The organism is Danxiaibacter flavus (genome assembly GCF_041060425.1).
Taxonomy (GTDB): domain Bacteria; phylum Bacteroidota; class Bacteroidia; order Chitinophagales; family Chitinophagaceae; genus Danxiaibacter; species Danxiaibacter flavus.
Window position 1 is genome coordinate 179297 of record NZ_JAULBC010000007.1, and the last position, 18370, is coordinate 197666.

15 protein-coding genes are annotated in these 18370 nt (G+C 42.3%); 4 read left to right on the forward strand and 11 right to left on the reverse strand.

Going from position 1 to position 18370, the window contains the following annotated elements:
- Window positions 1-208: 208 nt before the first annotated feature.
- Window positions 209-517 (reverse strand): hypothetical protein, encoded by a 309-nt coding sequence (locus QTN47_RS20125; RefSeq protein ID WP_369331216.1) that lies wholly within the window; start codon window positions 515-517, stop codon window positions 209-211.
- A 388-nt stretch (window positions 518-905) separates the two neighbouring features.
- Between QTN47_RS20125 and QTN47_RS20130 the strand changes: the two genes are divergently transcribed.
- From QTN47_RS20130 to QTN47_RS20140, 3 genes are all read left to right on the forward strand, one after another.
- On the forward strand, window positions 906-1364 hold the full coding sequence (locus QTN47_RS20130) for a cold-shock protein (protein ID WP_369331217.1): 459 nt from the start codon (window positions 906-908) through the stop codon (window positions 1362-1364).
- A gap of 541 nt (window positions 1365-1905) precedes the next feature.
- Entirely contained in the window at window positions 1906-2187 is a 282-nt protein-coding gene (locus QTN47_RS20135; RefSeq protein WP_369331218.1) for a hypothetical protein, read from the forward strand.
- A gap of 49 nt (window positions 2188-2236) precedes the next feature.
- Window positions 2237-2491: a hypothetical protein gene (locus QTN47_RS20140; RefSeq protein ID WP_369331219.1), complete on the forward strand. Its 255-nt coding sequence runs from the start codon at window positions 2237-2239 to the stop codon at window positions 2489-2491.
- A gap of 84 nt (window positions 2492-2575) precedes the next feature.
- Here QTN47_RS20140 and rbp read toward each other — a convergent pair whose 3' ends face one another.
- From rbp to QTN47_RS20160, 4 genes are all read right to left on the reverse strand, one after another.
- Window positions 2576-2863, reverse strand: coding sequence for an RNA-binding regulator (rbp, locus tag QTN47_RS20145; protein ID WP_369331220.1), 288 nt, complete (start codon window positions 2861-2863; stop codon window positions 2576-2578).
- A 358-nt stretch (window positions 2864-3221) separates the two neighbouring features.
- A complete protein-coding gene (locus QTN47_RS20150) occupies window positions 3222-4079 on the reverse strand; it encodes an ankyrin repeat domain-containing protein (RefSeq protein WP_369331221.1) in 858 nt (285 codons plus the stop codon).
- A gap of 55 nt (window positions 4080-4134) precedes the next feature.
- The gene (locus tag QTN47_RS20155; protein ID WP_369331222.1) at window positions 4135-4875 is read right to left on the reverse strand and encodes an NYN domain-containing protein; all 741 of its coding nucleotides are present in this window, start codon (window positions 4873-4875) and stop codon (window positions 4135-4137) included.
- Window positions 4876-5030: 155 nt separating this feature from the next.
- A complete protein-coding gene (locus tag QTN47_RS20160; protein ID WP_369331223.1) occupies window positions 5031-5744 on the reverse strand; it encodes an exonuclease/endonuclease/phosphatase family protein in 714 nt (237 codons plus the stop codon).
- 338 nt (window positions 5745-6082) lie between these two features.
- Here QTN47_RS20160 and QTN47_RS20165 point away from each other — a divergent pair, with 338 nt between their 5' ends.
- Entirely contained in the window at window positions 6083-7825 is a 1743-nt protein-coding gene (locus QTN47_RS20165) for a glycoside hydrolase family 13 protein (RefSeq protein WP_369331224.1), read from the forward strand.
- Window positions 7826-9406: 1581 nt separating this feature from the next.
- Here QTN47_RS20165 and QTN47_RS20170 read toward each other — a convergent pair.
- The 6 genes from QTN47_RS20170 to QTN47_RS20195 all read right to left on the reverse strand — a co-directional run bounded on the left by QTN47_RS20170 (window position 9407) and on the right by QTN47_RS20195 (window position 18335).
- Window positions 9407-9595 carry a hypothetical protein gene (locus QTN47_RS20170; RefSeq protein ID WP_369331225.1) on the reverse strand — a complete coding sequence of 63 codons (189 nt, stop codon included), beginning with the start codon at window positions 9593-9595 and terminating at the stop codon, window positions 9407-9409.
- 27 nt (window positions 9596-9622) lie between these two features.
- Window positions 9623-10405, reverse strand: coding sequence for a transporter (locus QTN47_RS20175; protein ID WP_369331226.1), 783 nt, complete (start codon window positions 10403-10405; stop codon window positions 9623-9625).
- A 785-nt stretch (window positions 10406-11190) separates the two neighbouring features.
- Window positions 11191-12069, reverse strand: coding sequence for a creatininase family protein (locus QTN47_RS20180; protein ID WP_369331227.1), 879 nt, complete (start codon window positions 12067-12069; stop codon window positions 11191-11193).
- 968 nt (window positions 12070-13037) lie between these two features.
- Complete coding sequence (locus tag QTN47_RS20185) at window positions 13038-15488, reverse strand: Calx-beta domain-containing protein (RefSeq protein WP_369331228.1); 2451 nt, start codon at window positions 15486-15488, stop codon at window positions 13038-13040.
- Window positions 15489-15537: 49 nt separating this feature from the next.
- Window positions 15538-17370, reverse strand: a complete 1833-nt coding sequence (locus QTN47_RS20190) for an OmpA family protein (RefSeq protein WP_369331229.1) — start codon at window positions 17368-17370, stop codon at window positions 15538-15540.
- A gap of 41 nt (window positions 17371-17411) precedes the next feature.
- On the reverse strand, window positions 17412-18335 hold the full coding sequence (locus QTN47_RS20195) for a PorP/SprF family type IX secretion system membrane protein (protein WP_369331230.1): 924 nt from the start codon (window positions 18333-18335) through the stop codon (window positions 17412-17414).
- Window positions 18336-18370 lie beyond the last annotated feature (35 nt).

Below are 18370 nucleotides of genomic sequence, written 5' to 3' on the forward strand. Positions count from 1 at the left end.
TATACCTGTGCACAAAGAATGTACGATCGTTAGCGGAACAGACTATCGGGCATTAGAACCAGGACTAAAGCGGGCATATATTAAAAAGCAAAACTGTACTCCCGGGCCGGAAAGTACAGCTGCCATCAAACATTTTCCAACCGAAGATGAAAATACCTGCAAAATATAAATTGAGCGATGTAAAAAGAGTCTACATCAGGCTCAGGTATCAAGCTGAAACGATGCCGGTTTGTGTGTTTACCAGCCATCGAAAAACAGATACTTCACTTTTAATATCTATCGGCAATTTTTCTCTCAGGATCTTTTCCAGTAGTTTCACTTCTTTCAGACTTACCTGTTGAACTGCCTGAGCAAAATAATTGATCATGTATAAAATATGGTTTCCATTGTAACGGTCAAACGAGCGACGGGTAGGTTCCTGCACCTCAAATTCACTCCGCTCTGCTAAATTTTCATCCCAGGAATAATCGGCTTCAGAAAGATCTTCTTTTTTAAAACCTAAAGTATTTTGATTCATATTGTTAAATTAAATGTTCGTTTTACGGACGTGGACAGATTAAGAAATTAAGGCTGAATAAAAATGCTAAAGGGTAATTGACTTAACAGAAAGCAATTTGTAACGAAAAGAGCGTGCTATTTCAGAAAGCTGCTTTATAGAGATAGTCTATTTTTCAACGCGGCTGTTAATCTTTAAAGTATATACTAAAGGCATTGTTATTTTAGCGACATTTGCATTTTTACCGACAGCATTCACTCTCTTAATCGCGGCCTAAAAAAGGACTGGCACGCAGTTTCATATATCGTATCGGGCTCTTGTGCATTATGTTGTAACTACCGCATCCTATGTGTGGCAGAATATTGTTACAGCATGGCCTGATTAATATTTTAAAATAATCACAAACATTATGAGTAAAAGCAAAGAATCATTTAGTAAGAAAGAAAAGGAAAAGAAAAGAATGCAAAAAAAGCAAATGAAAGAAACCAAAAAACTTGAGCGCATGGCTAACAATGATAAAGGCAAAACGCTTGACGAAATGTATGCTTATGTTGATGAGTTTGGCAACCTGACTTCCACTCCTCCACAGGATCGTCCCAACAAAGAATTAAGGGTAAATAGAAATTTACCTGCAGCAACAGGCGGGAACAGCCATAATGAGCAAAAACCGAGAAAAGGAATAGTAACTTTTTTTAACGCGGCAAAAGGTTTTGGATTTATCAGGGATCTGCAGACTAATGAAAGAATATTTATGCACTTTTCGTCATTAACAGAACAGGTAGAGCAGGATATGGAAGTCACATTCGAAGTTCAACACAGTACGCGCGGATTAACGGCTGCAAAGGTTAAACCGGTGACCGGTAATTAACAGACTGGAAAACCCGGCAAAACGCTTTTAATAAAGAGCTCTTTATTCAATCTGCATTGATCAATTTGTGTGCGTGACGACGATCATTAGCAGTGCGATGCATAATAAACGCGGGGCATAATCAATCACAAGCACATCGTTCCGCCACAATGCTGCACGTTCTTTCAGCACAGATAAACAAGCTTAAAGTTGAGCATGTTTTGAATTGGCAACTTGCATTGAGATTGCATTACAATACTTGTTGAGTTAAGTTTAAATGCTTGTCGAAGTTTAAAAACAACAGCAGCGGACAGGTTAGTTATTTTATCATTATAAGCTTTACACCGGAACTATGCATTTAAAAATGTCATTTTCGTAAACAGGCTCCAGCTATTTACAAGTTACCTAATAAAAAATGAAACCATTTTATATTCGCATTAAAATATTCATTTTTGAGCATTGCATGTTGCTGCTTCCAAAGCCGATACGGACTTTATCCACCAGCGTTTAATTAATCCCGGTTATCGATTATTATCCTTACCTTACTCGATCAAAGTATATAATGAGCTCACTGGACTCTGTAATAACGTTTATTGATGTTAACGCTATGACCATTCGATTGTTTGAGCTCAATACGCATATTCCGGAAGGGACGATTGAAAAGCATCAACAAGATCTGACAGATCTTTCCAACACTGACATCAACAATATCATCACCAGGTATGGCTCACAATTTATTGAGCTCGGTTTTTCCATACTGGAAATAGATGATGGCATGCATAAAGATTACATTATTATTGAGAGAGATCTGAATGCTTTATTTTTTGGCAGCTTTGATTACTGATATCCGGTTGAATATTCTTGCCAACCGCATTAAATCTAAAAAACAACAGATGATGAATCGAATGTGCGATGATTTTGTGATTTTCCATGACTTTGAAAAGCTGAATGTTCATGTTACTTACACTTCAACCAAAGCCATATTTACTATTTCTACAAGAGGAAAAAGTGAGTATTCAATTTACAGAGCAAAAGATGGTGCTGGTAAAAAAATATGGATATCAGCAGAATTGCCGGGTTTACCGGACCTGCTTATTTCAACCCTTGGAGAACTTATAGACGAGTACTTAAAAGGACGGGCCAAATAATAGATACAACAATGCCCTGTATGCCCTGCGTTAAACTACACAAAGATAGAAAAGGATTGCCTGTAATTGGCAACCCTTCTTTTATTAATCTTTCCAGGGGCTGCGTGCACGTGTAAAACCACTATTCTGTGTTTTTTCCCGTGCAACTGAAACAGAAATTCGTCTGCCCTGAACTTCCTGCTCATTTAATGATTGGATAGCTTTTCTACCTTCTTCATCAGAAGACATTTCTACAAAGGCAAAGCCCCGGGAATCTCCGGTGAATTTATCGGTAATGACTCTGACTGAACTAACCTGTCCATGCTTGGCAAAAAGATTTTTCAGATCAGACTCTGTGACCTGGAATCCCAGGTTAGAAACGTAAATGTTCATAATAATTTCTTTAAATGATTAAAACATGATTCTGGGAGAAAGCAAAGAGGATAAGAAGAATAATTGTTACCGGAAAGTAATAGGTATAATTCGAATGCAGAATGGCCTTATCAGAAAATCATGAACAATGAAGATAGACAAATATCCTCAGCGGAAATGTTAATTATAAAACAGACTTCCATCCCGGGTAATTAACAATGTTGCAAAACCAAAATTGCTTCCGTTACAATTTACCGTTATTGGAATATTGGTAAAAGCCCACGCTTCCACGCAGGAAACATTAATAACAATCATTTTATCGCAAGCTTAATTATTCGCAATAGCGCAAAGCCGTGTTGCCGGAAGACATCCGGCCCCATTATTTGCAACTTACCAAAAACGCTTCTATCGCTGCATACCTGCTTTTATCCAGCTCATTACCTTCTTTTTGCATGTGTTGTGCCCAACCAAGCGGTATGCCACCATAAATCCGGTCCCTGGCAGAAAGATCCGCGCCGGCATTCACAAGTATTTTTACCGCATCTAAAGAAGCAGAAAACACAGCCTGGTGCAAAGCTGATGCATGATGATGAAAACCGCTGGAAGCATCCAGGTAAGCGTTTACATTTGCACCAGAAGCAATGAGCAGTTTCAACATATCTGCCTTTCCATAAAATGCCGCCGCCACCAATGCTATCTCTAAATCTTTTGAAGAAGCAGTTTCTAAAAGGCGTGGCACCTCATCCATTATGTCAAGACAAATCGCTGTCGCTAATGTTAGCTCTCCTCCTCTTTTTAAAAGATGTTTTGCAGCGTCTGTATTTCCATGTGCAAGGGCGCCATGACCATTGCCAGGCGCAGCACCTGCATCAAGCAAAAGATCCATCAATTCAATTTGTACACCGCATTCACGTGGAATGCGGCCAGTAACAACCAGTCCAAGCGCATAGCCGGTCTGGAACGTAAAACTTTCATCTGCATATTGCCGCGCGAAGTGAATGAGTAAACTGGCAATTTCAACGATATTGGCAGGTAATCTTTCGTGACGGATAGGATTGTCCGCTACAAACCAAAGGAGATACGGATCTCTGAAATAGCCACCGGCAGGATAATCCAAACGGGTACCAACAATGTGTGGGTTCATATTAAGCAAACGTTCCAATAACACAACATCTCCATGATCGATCGCTTCCACAGCCTGGCGGAACAATTCATTTTTGATCTCAGTGTTTTGCATATATGATCAGGTTATATGAGCCCCGGGGACTAAAAAAACATGCTGCAGCCCATCGTTATTTTAGTTTCAGGTAAATATGTTTGACATTGTTAGCTCCGGTAATACGTTCATCAATGATAAACTTTTGCGTGCTTTTTATTAATGGTAATAATTTTGGATACCCATAGTTTCTTGGGTCAAAATCGGGTTTCTTTTTAAGAATAAAACTGCCTAAATTTCCCAGGAATGCCCAGCCGGTTTCATCTGCTATGTCCGCCACACTTTCAGTTATAAGGGTAACAATTTCCTTTTCAATTTTCTTTGATGCTTTGGCGCTCGTTTTTCCTTTGTTTGTGGTTGAAACAGTTGATACTGCTTCTTTTTCCAGCTTCAATATTTCAATATAGATAAATTTGTCACAAGCAGTTATGAAAGGTTGTGGCGTTTTCTTTTCTCCGAATCCTATTACAGTCATTCCCGCCTCTCTTAACCGTATTGCTAATCTTGTAAAATCACTGTCACTCGAAACAATACAAAAACCATCCACTTTCCCTGAATATAGTATATCCATCGCATCAATGATCAATGCACTGTCGCTGGAGTTTTTGCCCGAGGTATAGCTATATTGCTGAATGGGAGTAATGGCATTTTCAAGCAAAATGTTCTTCCATCCCGAAACGGTAGGCTTCGTCCAGTCAGCATAAATTCTTTTAATAGTTGGTATACCGTTCTTCGCAATCTCTTCAAGCATTTCCTTAATATTTGCGTAAGGCACGTTGTCCGCGTCAATTAAAACGGCAAGTCTGTTTTCATCCATAGTTTCTCTTATTTTAGAAATAGTCTGATTGAATGCTGATTGATAACGGCTCTGCCCTGGCAAAAAACTTCTGATGCGGTGAAGTATCACCAGCCCTGAACCATCACTAAATTAACACTTAAAAATCAGGGAAAAATGCCAGGGCCGAAATAAGCTCATATATCAAAAGTCGCAATAACCGGGACATGATCGCTGTACCTCATCCAAAACTCATAGTCTCCAATTTCCACAGCACTAAGATGCTTGAGCATATCAACAGATGCAAAGCAATAATCAACATGATAAGGTTTGTTCTTATGCCTGTACATATAAAGCGTTGGATGTTGTTCTTTACCTTGTATCTGATTAAAATGCGTATGATAAACGCTATATATTTTCTTCTTTTCCAATTGCTTCACTACAGTGGAATGATTGCCTTCTCTCCCCGGTTTGTCCCAAATGGTATTGCTGTTAAAATCCCCGATTAAGATTGTCCGTTTGCTTCTGATTGCATTCTGGTAGTGATGCAGCGCTTTCCATACCTGGGTTACATAGTGCCCATCCGGATCTGCCGGATTATTTGCCCAGATAGCAAAAAGCGTAAAATCAATAAGTCCTCCGGACACAGCTATTGGAATAATGATTTTAAAGTTATTGTTATGCACGTCTAACACTTTAAACCTAAAGTCACAATAGGAAAATATACCCAGTCCTTTGTTTTGATTTTGTCCAAACCATAATATGTCCGCTGGTTTTGGCGTATCGCTGTTAAACTGCAATTTATCGGGGTGTTCACATTCCGGAATAACAATGATGTCGGGCTGATGCACCAGGATCATGTCAGCCTTTTTTCTGAAAGCCATGTTACAATTCCATGTAATAATCTTCATTATCCGGGGAGATTTTGAAACTGTATTTGCAAGATGATCGAAGATAGCAAAACAAGTAACAATATAAAGCGACGACCAGGTGATGCTTCGCCCGGTTATCTCCTTGCTAACGTGCTGCAAGTATCAGTCTGGTGATTGCTAACGGTCTGGCATTGATGTTGTATGAAGTGCTGGCATTATAAATAAAACCCGCCGATGTGAAAAATCCATCCCATAACAAACCTCAAAGAAAAAGATGGTCACGCATCTTGACACGGCCAAATCCAATAGATACTTTTAAGGTACAGAACTAAGCAGATTCGGTGCATCTGTATCTTTCTACCTTATAAAAGCTACTTATGAAACAACGATTGTATTTAGTTGCATGCAGCTTGTTTTTATTGTGTTCACCAAATGGGTATGGTCAGGCAGACGCCTCAGGAGAAGCTGATCGAAAATGGTGGAAAGAAGCGATCGTTTACCAAATTTACCCGCGTAGTTTTAAAGATAGTGATGGAGATGGTATTGGGGATTTGAAAGGTATCATTTCCAAACTGGATTATATCAAAAGCCTTGGTGTTAATGTGGTTTGGTTAAATCCCATTTATAGCTCACCGAATGACGACAACGGCTACGACGTGAGCGACTATCGCAACATTATGAAAGATTTTGGAACGATGCAGGATTTTGATTCACTGCTGGCTGGTATGCACAGGAAGGGAATAAAACTGGTAATGGACCTGGTGGTAAACCATAGCAGTGATGAGCATGAGTGGTTTAAGCAAAGCCGCGCTTCAAGGGATAACCCTTATCGAAATTACTACCACTGGTGGAATGCTGAAAATGGCAAACCACCTTACCGTTATAGTCTGTTTGATGTGAACCATGATGCGTGGAAATATGATTCGCTTACCAATGCATATTACCTGCACTATTTCTCTCGAAAACAGCCTGATCTTAACTGGGAAAATGCCAGGTTACGGCAGGAGGTCTATGACATAATGAAATTCTGGGCAAATAAAGGTATTGATGGTTTCAGACTGGATGCCTTTCAATTCGTCGCAAAGGACACAACGTTCCCTGCATTTCCGCCGGGATTTGAAAAAAAATTTACGCTGTGGTATGCCATGCAGGGAAACTTACATGGTTATTTGCAGGAAATGTACAAGGAAGTCTTTAGCAAATACGATGTAATGAGTGTGGCTGAAGGAGCTGGTAATTCATTTACGGATGCACACAACCTTGTAGATACAAACCGACATGAACTTAACATGGCCTATGCTTTTGAAGGGGTTGACATTGCCAAACCCGAGGGATATGACCTGCTGCATTTTAAAGAGGTTTTCAGCCGTTGGGACAGCGCGTTTGCAGACCAGGGATGGCTTTCGATTTTTTTGGCCAACCATGACCAGGCAAGGTTGGTAAGCAGATTTGGAAATGACAGTGCGCCATTTCGCGAACGTTCATCTAAAATGTTAGCCACTTTTATTTTAACTATGAGGGGCACACCTTATTATTACAATGGTGACGAACTTGGAATGACGAATGCTGGTTTTAAAAGCATTGAGGAATACAGGGATGTGCAAACGCTTAATCAATATCAGCATGAAAAAGCAACTGCGGGAGACCTGCAGAAATACCTGCAGCGGGCTGGTTTTGAAAGCAGGGATAACGGACGCACACCGTTCCAGTGGAATAATTCGCCTAACGCGGGCTTCACAAAGGGTACACCGTGGATAAAAGTAAATGCCAACTATAGCAGTATTAATGCAGCGGCAGAAGAGAAAGATGCCAATAGTTGTCTGAATTATTTCAGAAGTCTTGTAAGGCTGCGGACGAGCAATCCGTGTCTTGTTTATGGAAAATATATCTTGCTTGACAAAGATAATCCCAGCGTATATGCCTATGTAAGAGAATTGCACGGACAAAAAATGCTTGTAATACTCAACTTCAGCGCAACAAATGCACATACTGCGACAGGACTTAATCTGGCAAAAGCAAAACTACTTTTATCCAACTACATTAGCACTGCTAGTACAATTACTCAAGATGGCGGTATAGAATTGCGGCCTTATGAAGCTGCTGTTTATGAACTGAAATGATGGTTCCGCTTTTCCTTCTGTCCCTCCTTAACGATGACCGCCGTTGTTACGTGTGTAGGGATGGAAATGCGCGCGGCATACCAACAACATAGTTGGGGAGTTAATGGTGAAAGTGTAACAGCGTAATGGGGTTGTTGGTACGCCTGGCACAAGGCTTAGCTGCATACCAACAACGGCGGGCAGCACTATGTTTCACCTTCTGTCGCACCTTTACGATGACCGCCGTTGTTGCGTGTGTAGGGATGGAGGCGTGCGCGGCACATCGACAACATAATTGGGAATTAATGGTAAAAATGTAGCAGCATCATACGTTGTTGGTACGCCTGACACAAGGCTTAGCTGCATACCAACAACGGCGGGCAGCACTATGTTTCACCTTCTGTCGCACCTTTACGATGATCGCCGTTGTTGCGTGTGTAGGGATGAAATGTGCGGGGCACACCAACAAGATAGTTGGGAATTAATGGTGAAAGTGTCACAGCGTAATGGGGTTGTTGATACGCCTGGCACAAGGCTTAGCTGCATACCAACAACGGCGGGCAGCACTATGTCTCACCTTCTGTCGCACCTTTAAGGTGACCGCCGTTGTTGCGTGTGTAGGGATGGAAATGCGCGCGGCATATCAACAACATAGTTGGAAATTATTGGTGAAAGTGTAGCAGCGTCATAGGTTGTTGGTACGCCTGACACAAGGCTTAGCTGCATACCAACAACGGCGGGCAGCTCTCTGTTTTATCTTCTGTCGCACCTTTACGATGATCGCCGTTGTTGCGTGTGTAGGGATGGAAATGAGCAAGGCACACCAACAACATAGTTGGGGAGTTAATGGTGAAGGCGTAACAGCGCCATAAGTTGTTGGTACGCCTGACACAAGGCTCAGCTGCATACCAACAACGGCGGGCAGCTCTCTGTTTTACCTTCTGTCGCACCTTTACGATAACCGCCGTTGTTGCGTGTGTAGGGATGGAAATGAGCAAGGCACACCAACAACATAGTTGGGGAGTTAATGGTGAAGGCGTAACAGCGCCATAGGTTGTTGGTACGCTGACACAAGGCTCAGCTGTATACCAACAACGGCGGATAGCTCTCTGTTTCGCCTTCTGTCGCACTTTTACGATGATCGCCGTTGTTGCGTGTGCAGGGATGGAAATGTGCAAGGCACATCAACAACGTAGTGGAAATTAATGGTGAAAGTGTAGCAGCGTCATAAGTTGTTGGTACGCCCGACACAAGGCTTAGCTACATACCAACAACGGCGGGCAGCTCTCTGTTTTACCTTCTCTCGCACCTTTACGATAACCGCCGTTGTTGCGTGTGCAGGGAGGTGAATGAGCAAGGCACACCAACAACATAGTTGAAGTGTAGCAGCGTCATAGGTTGTTGGTACGCCTGACACAACGCTTTGCTGCATACCAACAACGGAGGGCAGCACTATGTTTCACCTTCTGTCGCACCTTTACGATGATCGCCGTTGTTGCGTGTGTAGGGATGGAAATGTGCAAGGCACACCAACAACATAGTTGGGAATTAATGGTAAAAATGTAGCAGCATCATAGGTTGTTGGTACGCCTGGCACAACGCTTAGCTGCATACCAACAACGGCGGGCAGCTCTCTGTTTTACCTTCTCTCGCACCTTTACGATGATCGCCGTTGTTGCGTGTGTAGGGGTGAAATGTGCGGGGCACACCAACAACATAGTTGGGAATTAATGGTGAAAGTGTAACAGCGTTATAGGTTGTTGGTACGCCCGACACAAGGCTTAGCTGCATACCAATTGCGGGGAATTTTCCACGGCTTCAATGTACCTGCCGTTTTCTTGAAGTGTTAAATCCCCACGTACCATTAACCGCGAAATAATTTTTGGGGGCAGCAGATGAAATACCCGCGCCTGCGGTGACCCCAAACTGTATCAGATCATTCACTACATAGGCCAGGCTCGCATCAAGATTATTTTGTGGCAGGTCGTGGTTAATGAACCCGAAACACTCTGCTGTAATCATCCATTTCTTGTTAAAGGTGTATGCAGTGTTGGCATTATAAATAAAACTGGGCGATGTGGAAAATCCATCCCATAGCAAACCGCCGCTCAATCCGAATATCCATTTATCATGAACAGCCTCTTGTATGTTTACCTGCACTATAGGCGCAAGATGATCGATTGTAAATTCTTTTGTGGCCAGGAAAGGGATCGCCAATTGTGTAGAAACGATAATGGAAGGCGTATTATAAGTATCCCGCAGCACCTGGTAATTGGCACCGATCAGAACAGGCTCTATTCCTGAAGTATTTTTTTGCAGTGAATATGATTTTTCTGCTGTCGTGATCAAACTCATCTCTGTGTTTACCTCTAAGCGATCGCTGAGTGCATAATGCAGCTCCAGGTCAGGATAAGTGATCGTCGTCAATTGCGAATCAACAGCCTCTCTCCCAAACTCCCACTCTGCCTGAAAATCATTTTTATTTAACGCGAACTGGCTTTCGGACTTATATCGCCTTCCTTTTTTGATGTGCTTTTTTACCTGCGCCTGGGCGCTGATGGTAAAGCAAAGCATCAAAAGGAAGATTATCGCATTTCTCATAAGTTTGGAAGTTAGTCGAAATATTTCTTCTTCACAAAGTCTCCATCAAAACCCCGTGCAAATCCCTGAAATTGCGTTTAGGAGAACAAATAAAATTCTTGAGAGGGTGAGCCTCCTCCAATTTCGCAAAGTCCCTACCATGTGCCTATGGCTTAAAAGGAAACTTTGCCGAGAAGTTCATGATGTTAAGAATTCAAACTTACTTGTTAAATAACCAAAAACCAATTGCTATAAAAGCCGAAAACAGAAAAATGCTATAAACAAGACTGTATAAAAATCCTTTCTGAATTGTCTTCTTTTTTTTGTTTGACAGAAAACCGATAAAGGAACATAAGTACAAAATGAAAATAAAAATATTAACAATCAGAAAGGAAAAACATATTCTAAATACAACCTGATCAAATATCCCGCCATTGTCAATAAAGCTCACCTTGAGTAGTAAATAATCATAACCAACCTCTCCTATTTTTCTTATTACATAAAATAGTACCAGGGAAAACACGATAAAAAGCGCTAAGACAGTTTGCGTTAAATATTTAATCTTAATTTTCATTTTCCCAAACTTGGGTTATTTCAATTTCGCTTAGGTGGAAGTTAATGGCGAAAGTTTAGCAGCGTAATACGTTGTTGGTACGCTTTACACAATCCTTCGCTGCATACCAAACAACGGCGGGCAGTACTCTGCTTTACCTTCTGTCGCACCTTTACGATGACCGCCGTTGTTGCGTGTGTAGGCATGGAAATGTGCGCGGCACACCAACATAGTTTGGAGTTATAATGAACATCTATTTTCGCTTTTTCACCCGGTCATAAAACTCTTTCTGCAGCATCAATGTTTTATTGTCGCTCTTAATAGCTTTAACTGCGTCAATCAGCTGGCTGATCGTATGATCCGCTATTACTTTACCGAGTGTTGCTGTGGCTTTATCCCCTTCACCTGCATAATGATTGGGATAATCGGCATACCACCAGATGCCGGTATACACGTTTGGTATTGATAACCGGTTCTGATTTTTGCCGGATTCATTTTTGGCGCTGTCTAATTGCACCAGGTCGGGGCGAAAATACAATACTTCTGATGTTTCTTTTTCGCCGGCATGCTGGTCGCCTGCGGCATCTGAACGACGTAAGGCGGCTACCTGTCTGTTAAAAGCAGAATCTGAGGAGGGCTGGAAAAAATACACAGCATAGTTTCTCTCTCTTTCAAGCCTTGTTTGTATAAAATATTTTATCAGCTCAGGATTGCCACCGTGGCCATTTATAATGATGATTTTATTAAATCCATTCCTCGCAATTTCATCGCAGGTGCTTTCCAACAGGTCCCATACCACTCTTTCCGGTAAAGCGAATACACCGGGTTGGTGTTTGGCTTCATTTATCTGTCCGTAAAAATAATCGGGGAACACTACAGCGTATTCCTTTTGCGTGGCCCGTAAAGCGTACTCACGCACACGGATCAGGTCGCTACCCATAGGTACATGCGGGCCATGTTTTTCCAATATGCCAATAGGAAGAATACAGGTTTTATTGCTTTTGGTTAAAGCGTTGTCCCAATCGGCCGCTGTTATTTCATCCCAGCGTGCGGGCAGCTTTTGAGCGGTTGCTTGCTGGCTCATTAAAATAACAAAGCCCAACGCAAACAAGAAGCTTGGAATTCTTTTCATTAACAGTCGTTTTAACAAATATAATAAAGGCAAGGGAAAGAGGCGCACAACGTTCCGGGCTTTGCGGTGGCGGCGGCGTAGTATTAGGTTAGTTAAGGTTTATTACAAAAGTTTAATAAATTTTTTTTCTCCGACAAGTATTGGCACACCAACAACATTGTTGGGAGTTAATAGTGACTGTGTAGCAGCGCAATAGGTCGTTGGTACGCTTTACACAATCCTTCGCTGCATACCAACGGCGGCCAGCTCTCTGTTTTACCTTCTGTCACACCGTTACGATGATCGCCGCTGTTGGGTGTGTAGGGATGGAAATGTGCAAGGCACACTAACAACATTGTTGGGAGTTAATGGTGAAAGTGTAACAGCGAAATAGGTTGTTGGTACCCCTAACGCGGGGCTTAGCTGCATACCAACAACGGCGGGCAGCTCTCGGTTTTACCTTCTGTCGCACCGTTACGGTGACCGCCATTGTTGCGTGTGTAGGGATGGCAATGTGCAAGGCACACCAACAACACAGTGGGGAGTTAATGGCGAAAGTGTAGCAGCGAAATTGGTTGTTGGTACGCCTAACACAAGGCTTGGCTGCATACCAACAACGGCGGGCAGCTCTCTGTTTTATCTTCTGTCGCACCTTACGATAACGACCGTTGTTGCGTGTGTAGCGATGGAAATGCGCAAGGCTCACCAACAACATTGTTGGGAGTTAATGGTGAAAGCGTAGCGCCGCAATGAGTTGTTGGTACGCTTTACACAATCCTTAGCTGCATATCAACAACGGCGCGCAGCTCTCTGTTTTACCTTCTGTCGCACCGTTACGATGACCGCCGTTGTTGCGTGTGTAGGGATGGCAATGTGCAAGGCACACCAACAACACAGTGTGAGTTGCAAAAAATCCCTGCCGTATAATGCGACAAGGATTTCTGCACATTTTATATAAACCGATTAAATACCCAAACAGGAACCATTCACTACTTCGTTCCCCTTATCACCGCCGAAGTTTTTTTCCATTTGTCATCGGGGTTAACTAACAGGGCCCCGGCATTTTGCGGGCCGGTTACGGAGGCAATTTTTACGGCAACAGTCTTATCATCTTCCTGTGTTCTGCTGTTTACAGTAACTACTTTCAGCACGGTTTCAGCATTGTCACATTCACCAAGCATTTTTACCATATCGCCCTCCAGTATTACAAAGTCTTTACCGAGTGAAGCAGTGGAAGATTCATCTATGCCGAAGAATACTTTAATGTCATCTCCTGTGCAGTTCGTCAGAACATTCCCGTCTTCTTTTGTAAGTACTATTCTAAACATGGATGATGGTGTTGTAGCGGAACGGTTTCTGTCGGCAAGTTTCATAATGCCGACATACGCAGGCTGATCAATGATATACTGCATCCTTGTTAAGGAGCTTGCACCACCTTCGAAGCCAATTATGCTTTCATTGGCTGTTTTGGCGCCGGTTAGTTCCAGTATCACACTTTTCTTCAGTTCGTAGCTATTATCGTCTTTCACCTTTACCTGCAACGTTCCCTCGCTTCTACCGGTATCAATGGTAAAGAGCGGCTTTGTAGAAGCCACAAAATCAGTACCCGGCATTGCTGAGCCGCTGCCGAAGTTGTAAGCTATATTAAGCGGTGAACCTGTTTTATTGATCAGTGGCGAATTGTCCTGTTTAAAAATACCGGCATAAAAGTTTACAGGCTGCAAGTCTTTTTCTGTACCATCCTTACCGCCAACAAACTTGAGCATGGCAGGCTGATCAATGATCGACACCGTTGCTTTTGCCTTTGTGATATAGGCATTTTGAGGCTTTGAAAGCTCAACGCCAAACACCTCTTTTCCTTCCAGTAAATTATCGCTTAATAAAGGAACCTGGATAGTCTGTGTAATGGAAGATCCGGGAAAATAATCTGATGGAACAAAAAATAATGATCCTTCAGTTTGAACATAATCTTCCTTAAGCGAGGCTGAACCATTGCTGGATGCATAGTTAACCGTTACAGGGCTTCTTATGCCTTTCTTGCGCAAAAATCCGGTGAGTGTTACGGTGAGTGAGGCGGTGGATATTCCATTAACCGGTTCCGAAACGGTAACGTCGTTTATTACAAGACCATGCGTGATCTTAATCAAACGGCCCCCATCTTCCAAACCACCACCTCCGGCAATCACTTCGCCGGAAGGTGTTTGTTCAAGCACATTGAGCACTGCATCGCCATAATTGCCGAAAGTCTTATTGAACATCTGTCTTCCGAACGGATCATATTTTAAAAGGTTATAGCCTTTTGATGATAACGCATATACTTCACCATCCTCTGTCAGCAGCATTTTGCCTATGGACAAATCAACAGCATTATCGTACATCACGGCCCCATCTCCTCTTAGCTTAACCATTTTACCTTGTGATTTACCAAGCTCACCAACTGCAACCACTTCTCCCGCAGTGCCCATTTTTAAAGCATGAAATGCACCGCTGAAAGTCTTGTTATAGATCTCTGTTCCATCCGGTCTTAATTGCACAATTCTGCCCTGTTCGTATTCCTCTGCGCAGGCAACCACGCGGCCGTCATTGTTTACATAGACATCAGAAAACCTGCCATCGGCAGTACTGTATGGTTTGTCATAAATTACCTGGCCATCCTCTCCGCGCAGTTTCGCTATGCGGCAAGGGTTGCCGGTACCGTAGGCGCCGCCGCCGACAGCCAGCACATTGTCATCACTCAACAATACAACTTTAGCGAACGATGCACCATTGCGAGCCAGTTCTACATCAAATACAATATCTCCCTTTTGAGAAATTTTGGTAATTCGTGCACGGCCTTCCATATCACCCACATCGCCGCCAACAGCAACTATATCACCATCTTCAGTTAATGCTGCATCAAAGAAAACATTGTGTGTGCCAAACGCCTTGTCAAAGATCACATCACCTTTTGCTGTGAATTTTACTATTCGTGCACTGGAAGGTTTGCTGCCGTCTGTGCCGATAGCAATATAATTGTTAGATGAATCAACAATGATCCTGGTAAAATATCCGCCCGTTTTCTGCCCGATACTTTTATCGAAGATGATGTCTCCTTTTGACGTCAGTTTGGTGATCCGTGAATTGCCAACGCCGATCGTTCCTCCGCCAACTGCTACCAGGTTTCCGTTCCTGTCGGCAGTTATATCATTATAGAAAGAAATACCTCCTTTGGTAATTACTTTATTAAAAAGTACATCGCCACTGCGGTTGCATTTGGTTATAATACCTTCCTGACCTCCGCCCACTGCCAGAATATTTTCTTCATCGTCAATAACAATCACTTTTTTGTATTGGTTTCCTTTTTCAGCAAGGCTTTTGTTGAATACAGATGGCATCTCCTGCGCGTAAAGGCTGTTGCAAAGGAAAGGCAACAATAAAGAGACGAGGTATGTTTTTTTCATGTTGGTTATTTATTATCTAAAATTTCAGTATGCTTAAGTTGTGTGTATTTTATTCTTTTTCAAAAATGGTTATTTCGCATCGCCTGTTTTCGCCCTGCAGCTTGATACATTCGGCCTTGTTTACATAGGTGTCGCATGTTATTTTAAAATTGTCTGCACCATGCGCATTGGCAATGACCTGGTTCTCCGGAACACCTCCTTTAACCAGGTACTGTTTTACACTTTCGCTTCTTTTGCGGGATAGCAGCATATTGTAGTTCCAGCCACCTATTCCGTCGGTATAACCATCAATTTGTATGATGTATTTTTGGGTAGAATAATTTGTAATAATGTCTTGCAGGTAAGGTATGTCTTCATTCTTTAGATTGGATTTATTGAAATCAAAATGCATCAGGTAAGAAGGCATTACACGTTTAACAGTCACATCGGAAGGTGTTTCTTCTGTTATGATCCTTGTATCCTTAACTGTTTTTTCTTTCTTTTTCTCCAGTGGTTTGTATCCCAACTCTACCAACGGATGTGTAAGCATATCCAGTTTGTAGATCCTGTCTTTCAGGTTATTGCCTGGCCGGTCAGAAGCCAGGTAAAAAACATTCTGATCCGGAAGAAACACAGGGTTTACATCGTCGTACTGTGTATTCACCGGGTAAGGCAAATGCGCAACTACAGGAGTGTCATTTTTCAGATGGGCTACATAAATATCCTGAGAGCCGTAGCCTTCCTGTCCGTTTGATGAGAACAATAAACTATCCCCCTTAAATACCTGCGGAAACAGTTCATCACCGTTAGTGTTGATCTGCGGACCAAGATTAACTGCCGCACCCCATTCTTTCTTTTCATTGTTCCAATCCGCATAATAAATATCACTTCCGCCATAGCCACCTGGCATATTGGACGCAAAATACAGGCGTTTTGCATCAGCAGATAACGAAGGGTGCATAAAGGAATATTCGGAAGACTTCTTTCCCGCCCAGTGTGATATTCGTTCGGGAGATGACCATTTGCCTGTGTTGGCATTGTACTGTGCTGTTGCAAGTTGCAGCTCATTTACAACAAGCGTGTTCAATGTTTTTTCGTTACTTATTTTACCATACCTGTTCGTGGTATAGATAATTGATTTTTCATTGTTATAGAAGACGGCCGGTCCGCTTTGAAGCGTGTAATCCAGTGACCTGTTAAATTCCGAAAGTCCTTTTTTATCCTGGTAATACATTTTGGAATTAACATACAAGGTCTTTGCCCTGTTCTCAGTTACATAATTGGCAAGAAACACGATACCATCCTTGTATGGCGAGGCACCGTATTGGTAACCCCTTACAGATACATTCAGCCTTACCATTTCGGCATGTCCGCCAAGGTCCTCCAGGCCATATCTGCCGAGTGTATCAAACCGCTGCGTAAGAAAACTTTCATATTTATTGATTGAAGAACAACGATTTTTAAACCGGGTGTCTGACATGAGATCTCTGAACCTCGCAGCCACCAGGTGTGCTTTTGTGATGGCTCCGCAACGGCACAATATATCGAGATAGTTGTTTACATCCTTCGCTATAAGGCCTTCCAGCAGGTTGTCTTCAATAACGTCTGCATACAAAGACTGGGCCTTTTCAAACTGGCGCGTTTCATAATAAACCCTTGCCAGTTGCAATTTGGCCAGGTGAATCTTAAGTGGTTTCGCCTTTTTATCGTTTACGATGTTTCCGTATTTTTTGATGGCATTTTCATATTCCTGGATCTTGAAATAGTAATCACCGGAAAGGCTTGCTTTGTCAGTGGTGTTACCTGTCAGCGGTTCTAACGCCGGCTGCGCCATCCGTACATTGCAAGCTGCAATTATGCCGGATGCCATTGCTAACAAAACAATTTTTCTTGTTTTTTTCATTGGTATTGTTTTTTCCTTTGTTCTTCAAAACCTTTTATAAACTAAAAATATCTTGGGGTTACTACACGGTTGCTTTTGTCGTTGGCGAGCCTGAAATTGATCATAAGCTCATGCGAACCATATTGAATCTGTGACATTGTTTTACCATAATTGTAATCATATGAATAACCTGCCTGCAGGTTTGGTGTAATCTGCAATTGCAGAATGCCGGTGACTGTTTTAGATGAGCGCCATGAAATGCCGCCCCATAAAGTGCCTGCAAACAAAGCGTTCAGATTGAGATCAACCTGCAAGGGTGATCCATTCACATATTTAAGCAAGACATTGGGCTTTAGTTTTACATTTTCGCTAATGTCGTACAGGTATGCTGCCTGCAGGTAATAGTGAGATTTTCGCTGGATGGTATACACCTGGTTCTTTACAGTTGAAAGACTTTGAAATGTGGGTGATGACAATCCAAGAAAGAAACGTGGTGAAAACAACATAAAACCGAATCCCACATCGGTTTTTGTATACTTTTTATTATCGTGATAAACCGGATCTTCTGTATTAAAAATTGTATTGTCTTCCCTGTAAAAACTTTGTCCCAAACGCAAACCCATACCCAAAAACAATTCTTCACCGATGGTTACTTTTTGCCCTATGTTAAACGCAACAGATGTCTGGTTGATATTGCCGATCTTATCATAACAAAGCAACCCGCCCATGTTGGTTCCGGTTGATTGAAACGGCGTGCTGAAAGTAAAGGATCCGGTTCTCGGCGCACCTTCAAGACCAACCCACTGGTTGCGCAATACAGCAGTTACACTGGTCGCCTCATCCATAGTAGGATAAGCCGGGTTGATCATCGTTCCGTTAAACATATATTGCGAGTATAGTGGATCTTCCTGCGCATACAAATGGCAGGTTCCCATAAGGCTAACCGTTATGCATGCCAGGAAAATAAATACTTGTTTGCTTTTCATGTTTGGATCATTTCATATGTACAATTAAAATCGCA

Excerpts from the sequence above, each read along its gene's own strand:
- QTN47_RS20125 (WP_369331216.1), bottom strand. The coding sequence starts at position 517 with ATGAATCAAAATACTTTAGGTTTTAAAAAAGAAGATCTTTCTGAAGCC.
- QTN47_RS20130 (WP_369331217.1), top strand. The coding sequence starts at position 906 with ATGAGTAAAAGCAAAGAATCATTTAGTAAGAAAGAAAAGGAAAAGAAA.
- QTN47_RS20135 (WP_369331218.1), top strand. The coding sequence starts at position 1,906 with ATGAGCTCACTGGACTCTGTAATAACGTTTATTGATGTTAACGCTATG.
- QTN47_RS20140 (WP_369331219.1), top strand. The coding sequence starts at position 2,237 with ATGATGAATCGAATGTGCGATGATTTTGTGATTTTCCATGACTTTGAA.
- rbp (WP_369331220.1), bottom strand. The coding sequence starts at position 2,863 with ATGAACATTTACGTTTCTAACCTGGGATTCCAGGTCACAGAGTCTGAT.
- QTN47_RS20150 (WP_369331221.1), bottom strand. The coding sequence starts at position 4,079 with ATGCAAAACACTGAGATCAAAAATGAATTGTTCCGCCAGGCTGTGGAA.
- QTN47_RS20155 (WP_369331222.1), bottom strand. The coding sequence starts at position 4,875 with ATGGATGAAAACAGACTTGCCGTTTTAATTGACGCGGACAACGTGCCT.
- QTN47_RS20160 (WP_369331223.1), bottom strand. The coding sequence starts at position 5,744 with ATGAAGATTATTACATGGAATTGTAACATGGCTTTCAGAAAAAAGGCT.
- QTN47_RS20165 (WP_369331224.1), top strand. The coding sequence starts at position 6,083 with ATGAAACAACGATTGTATTTAGTTGCATGCAGCTTGTTTTTATTGTGT.
- QTN47_RS20170 (WP_369331225.1), bottom strand. The coding sequence starts at position 9,595 with ATGCAGCTAAGCCTTGTGTCGGGCGTACCAACAACCTATAACGCTGTT.
- QTN47_RS20175 (WP_369331226.1), bottom strand. The coding sequence starts at position 10,405 with ATGAGAAATGCGATAATCTTCCTTTTGATGCTTTGCTTTACCATCAGC.
- QTN47_RS20180 (WP_369331227.1), bottom strand. The coding sequence starts at position 12,069 with ATGAAAAGAATTCCAAGCTTCTTGTTTGCGTTGGGCTTTGTTATTTTA.
- QTN47_RS20185 (WP_369331228.1), bottom strand. The coding sequence starts at position 15,488 with ATGAAAAAAACATACCTCGTCTCTTTATTGTTGCCTTTCCTTTGCAAC.
- QTN47_RS20190 (WP_369331229.1), bottom strand. The coding sequence starts at position 17,370 with ATGAAAAAAACAAGAAAAATTGTTTTGTTAGCAATGGCATCCGGCATA.
- QTN47_RS20195 (WP_369331230.1), bottom strand. The coding sequence starts at position 18,335 with ATGAAAAGCAAACAAGTATTTATTTTCCTGGCATGCATAACGGTTAGC.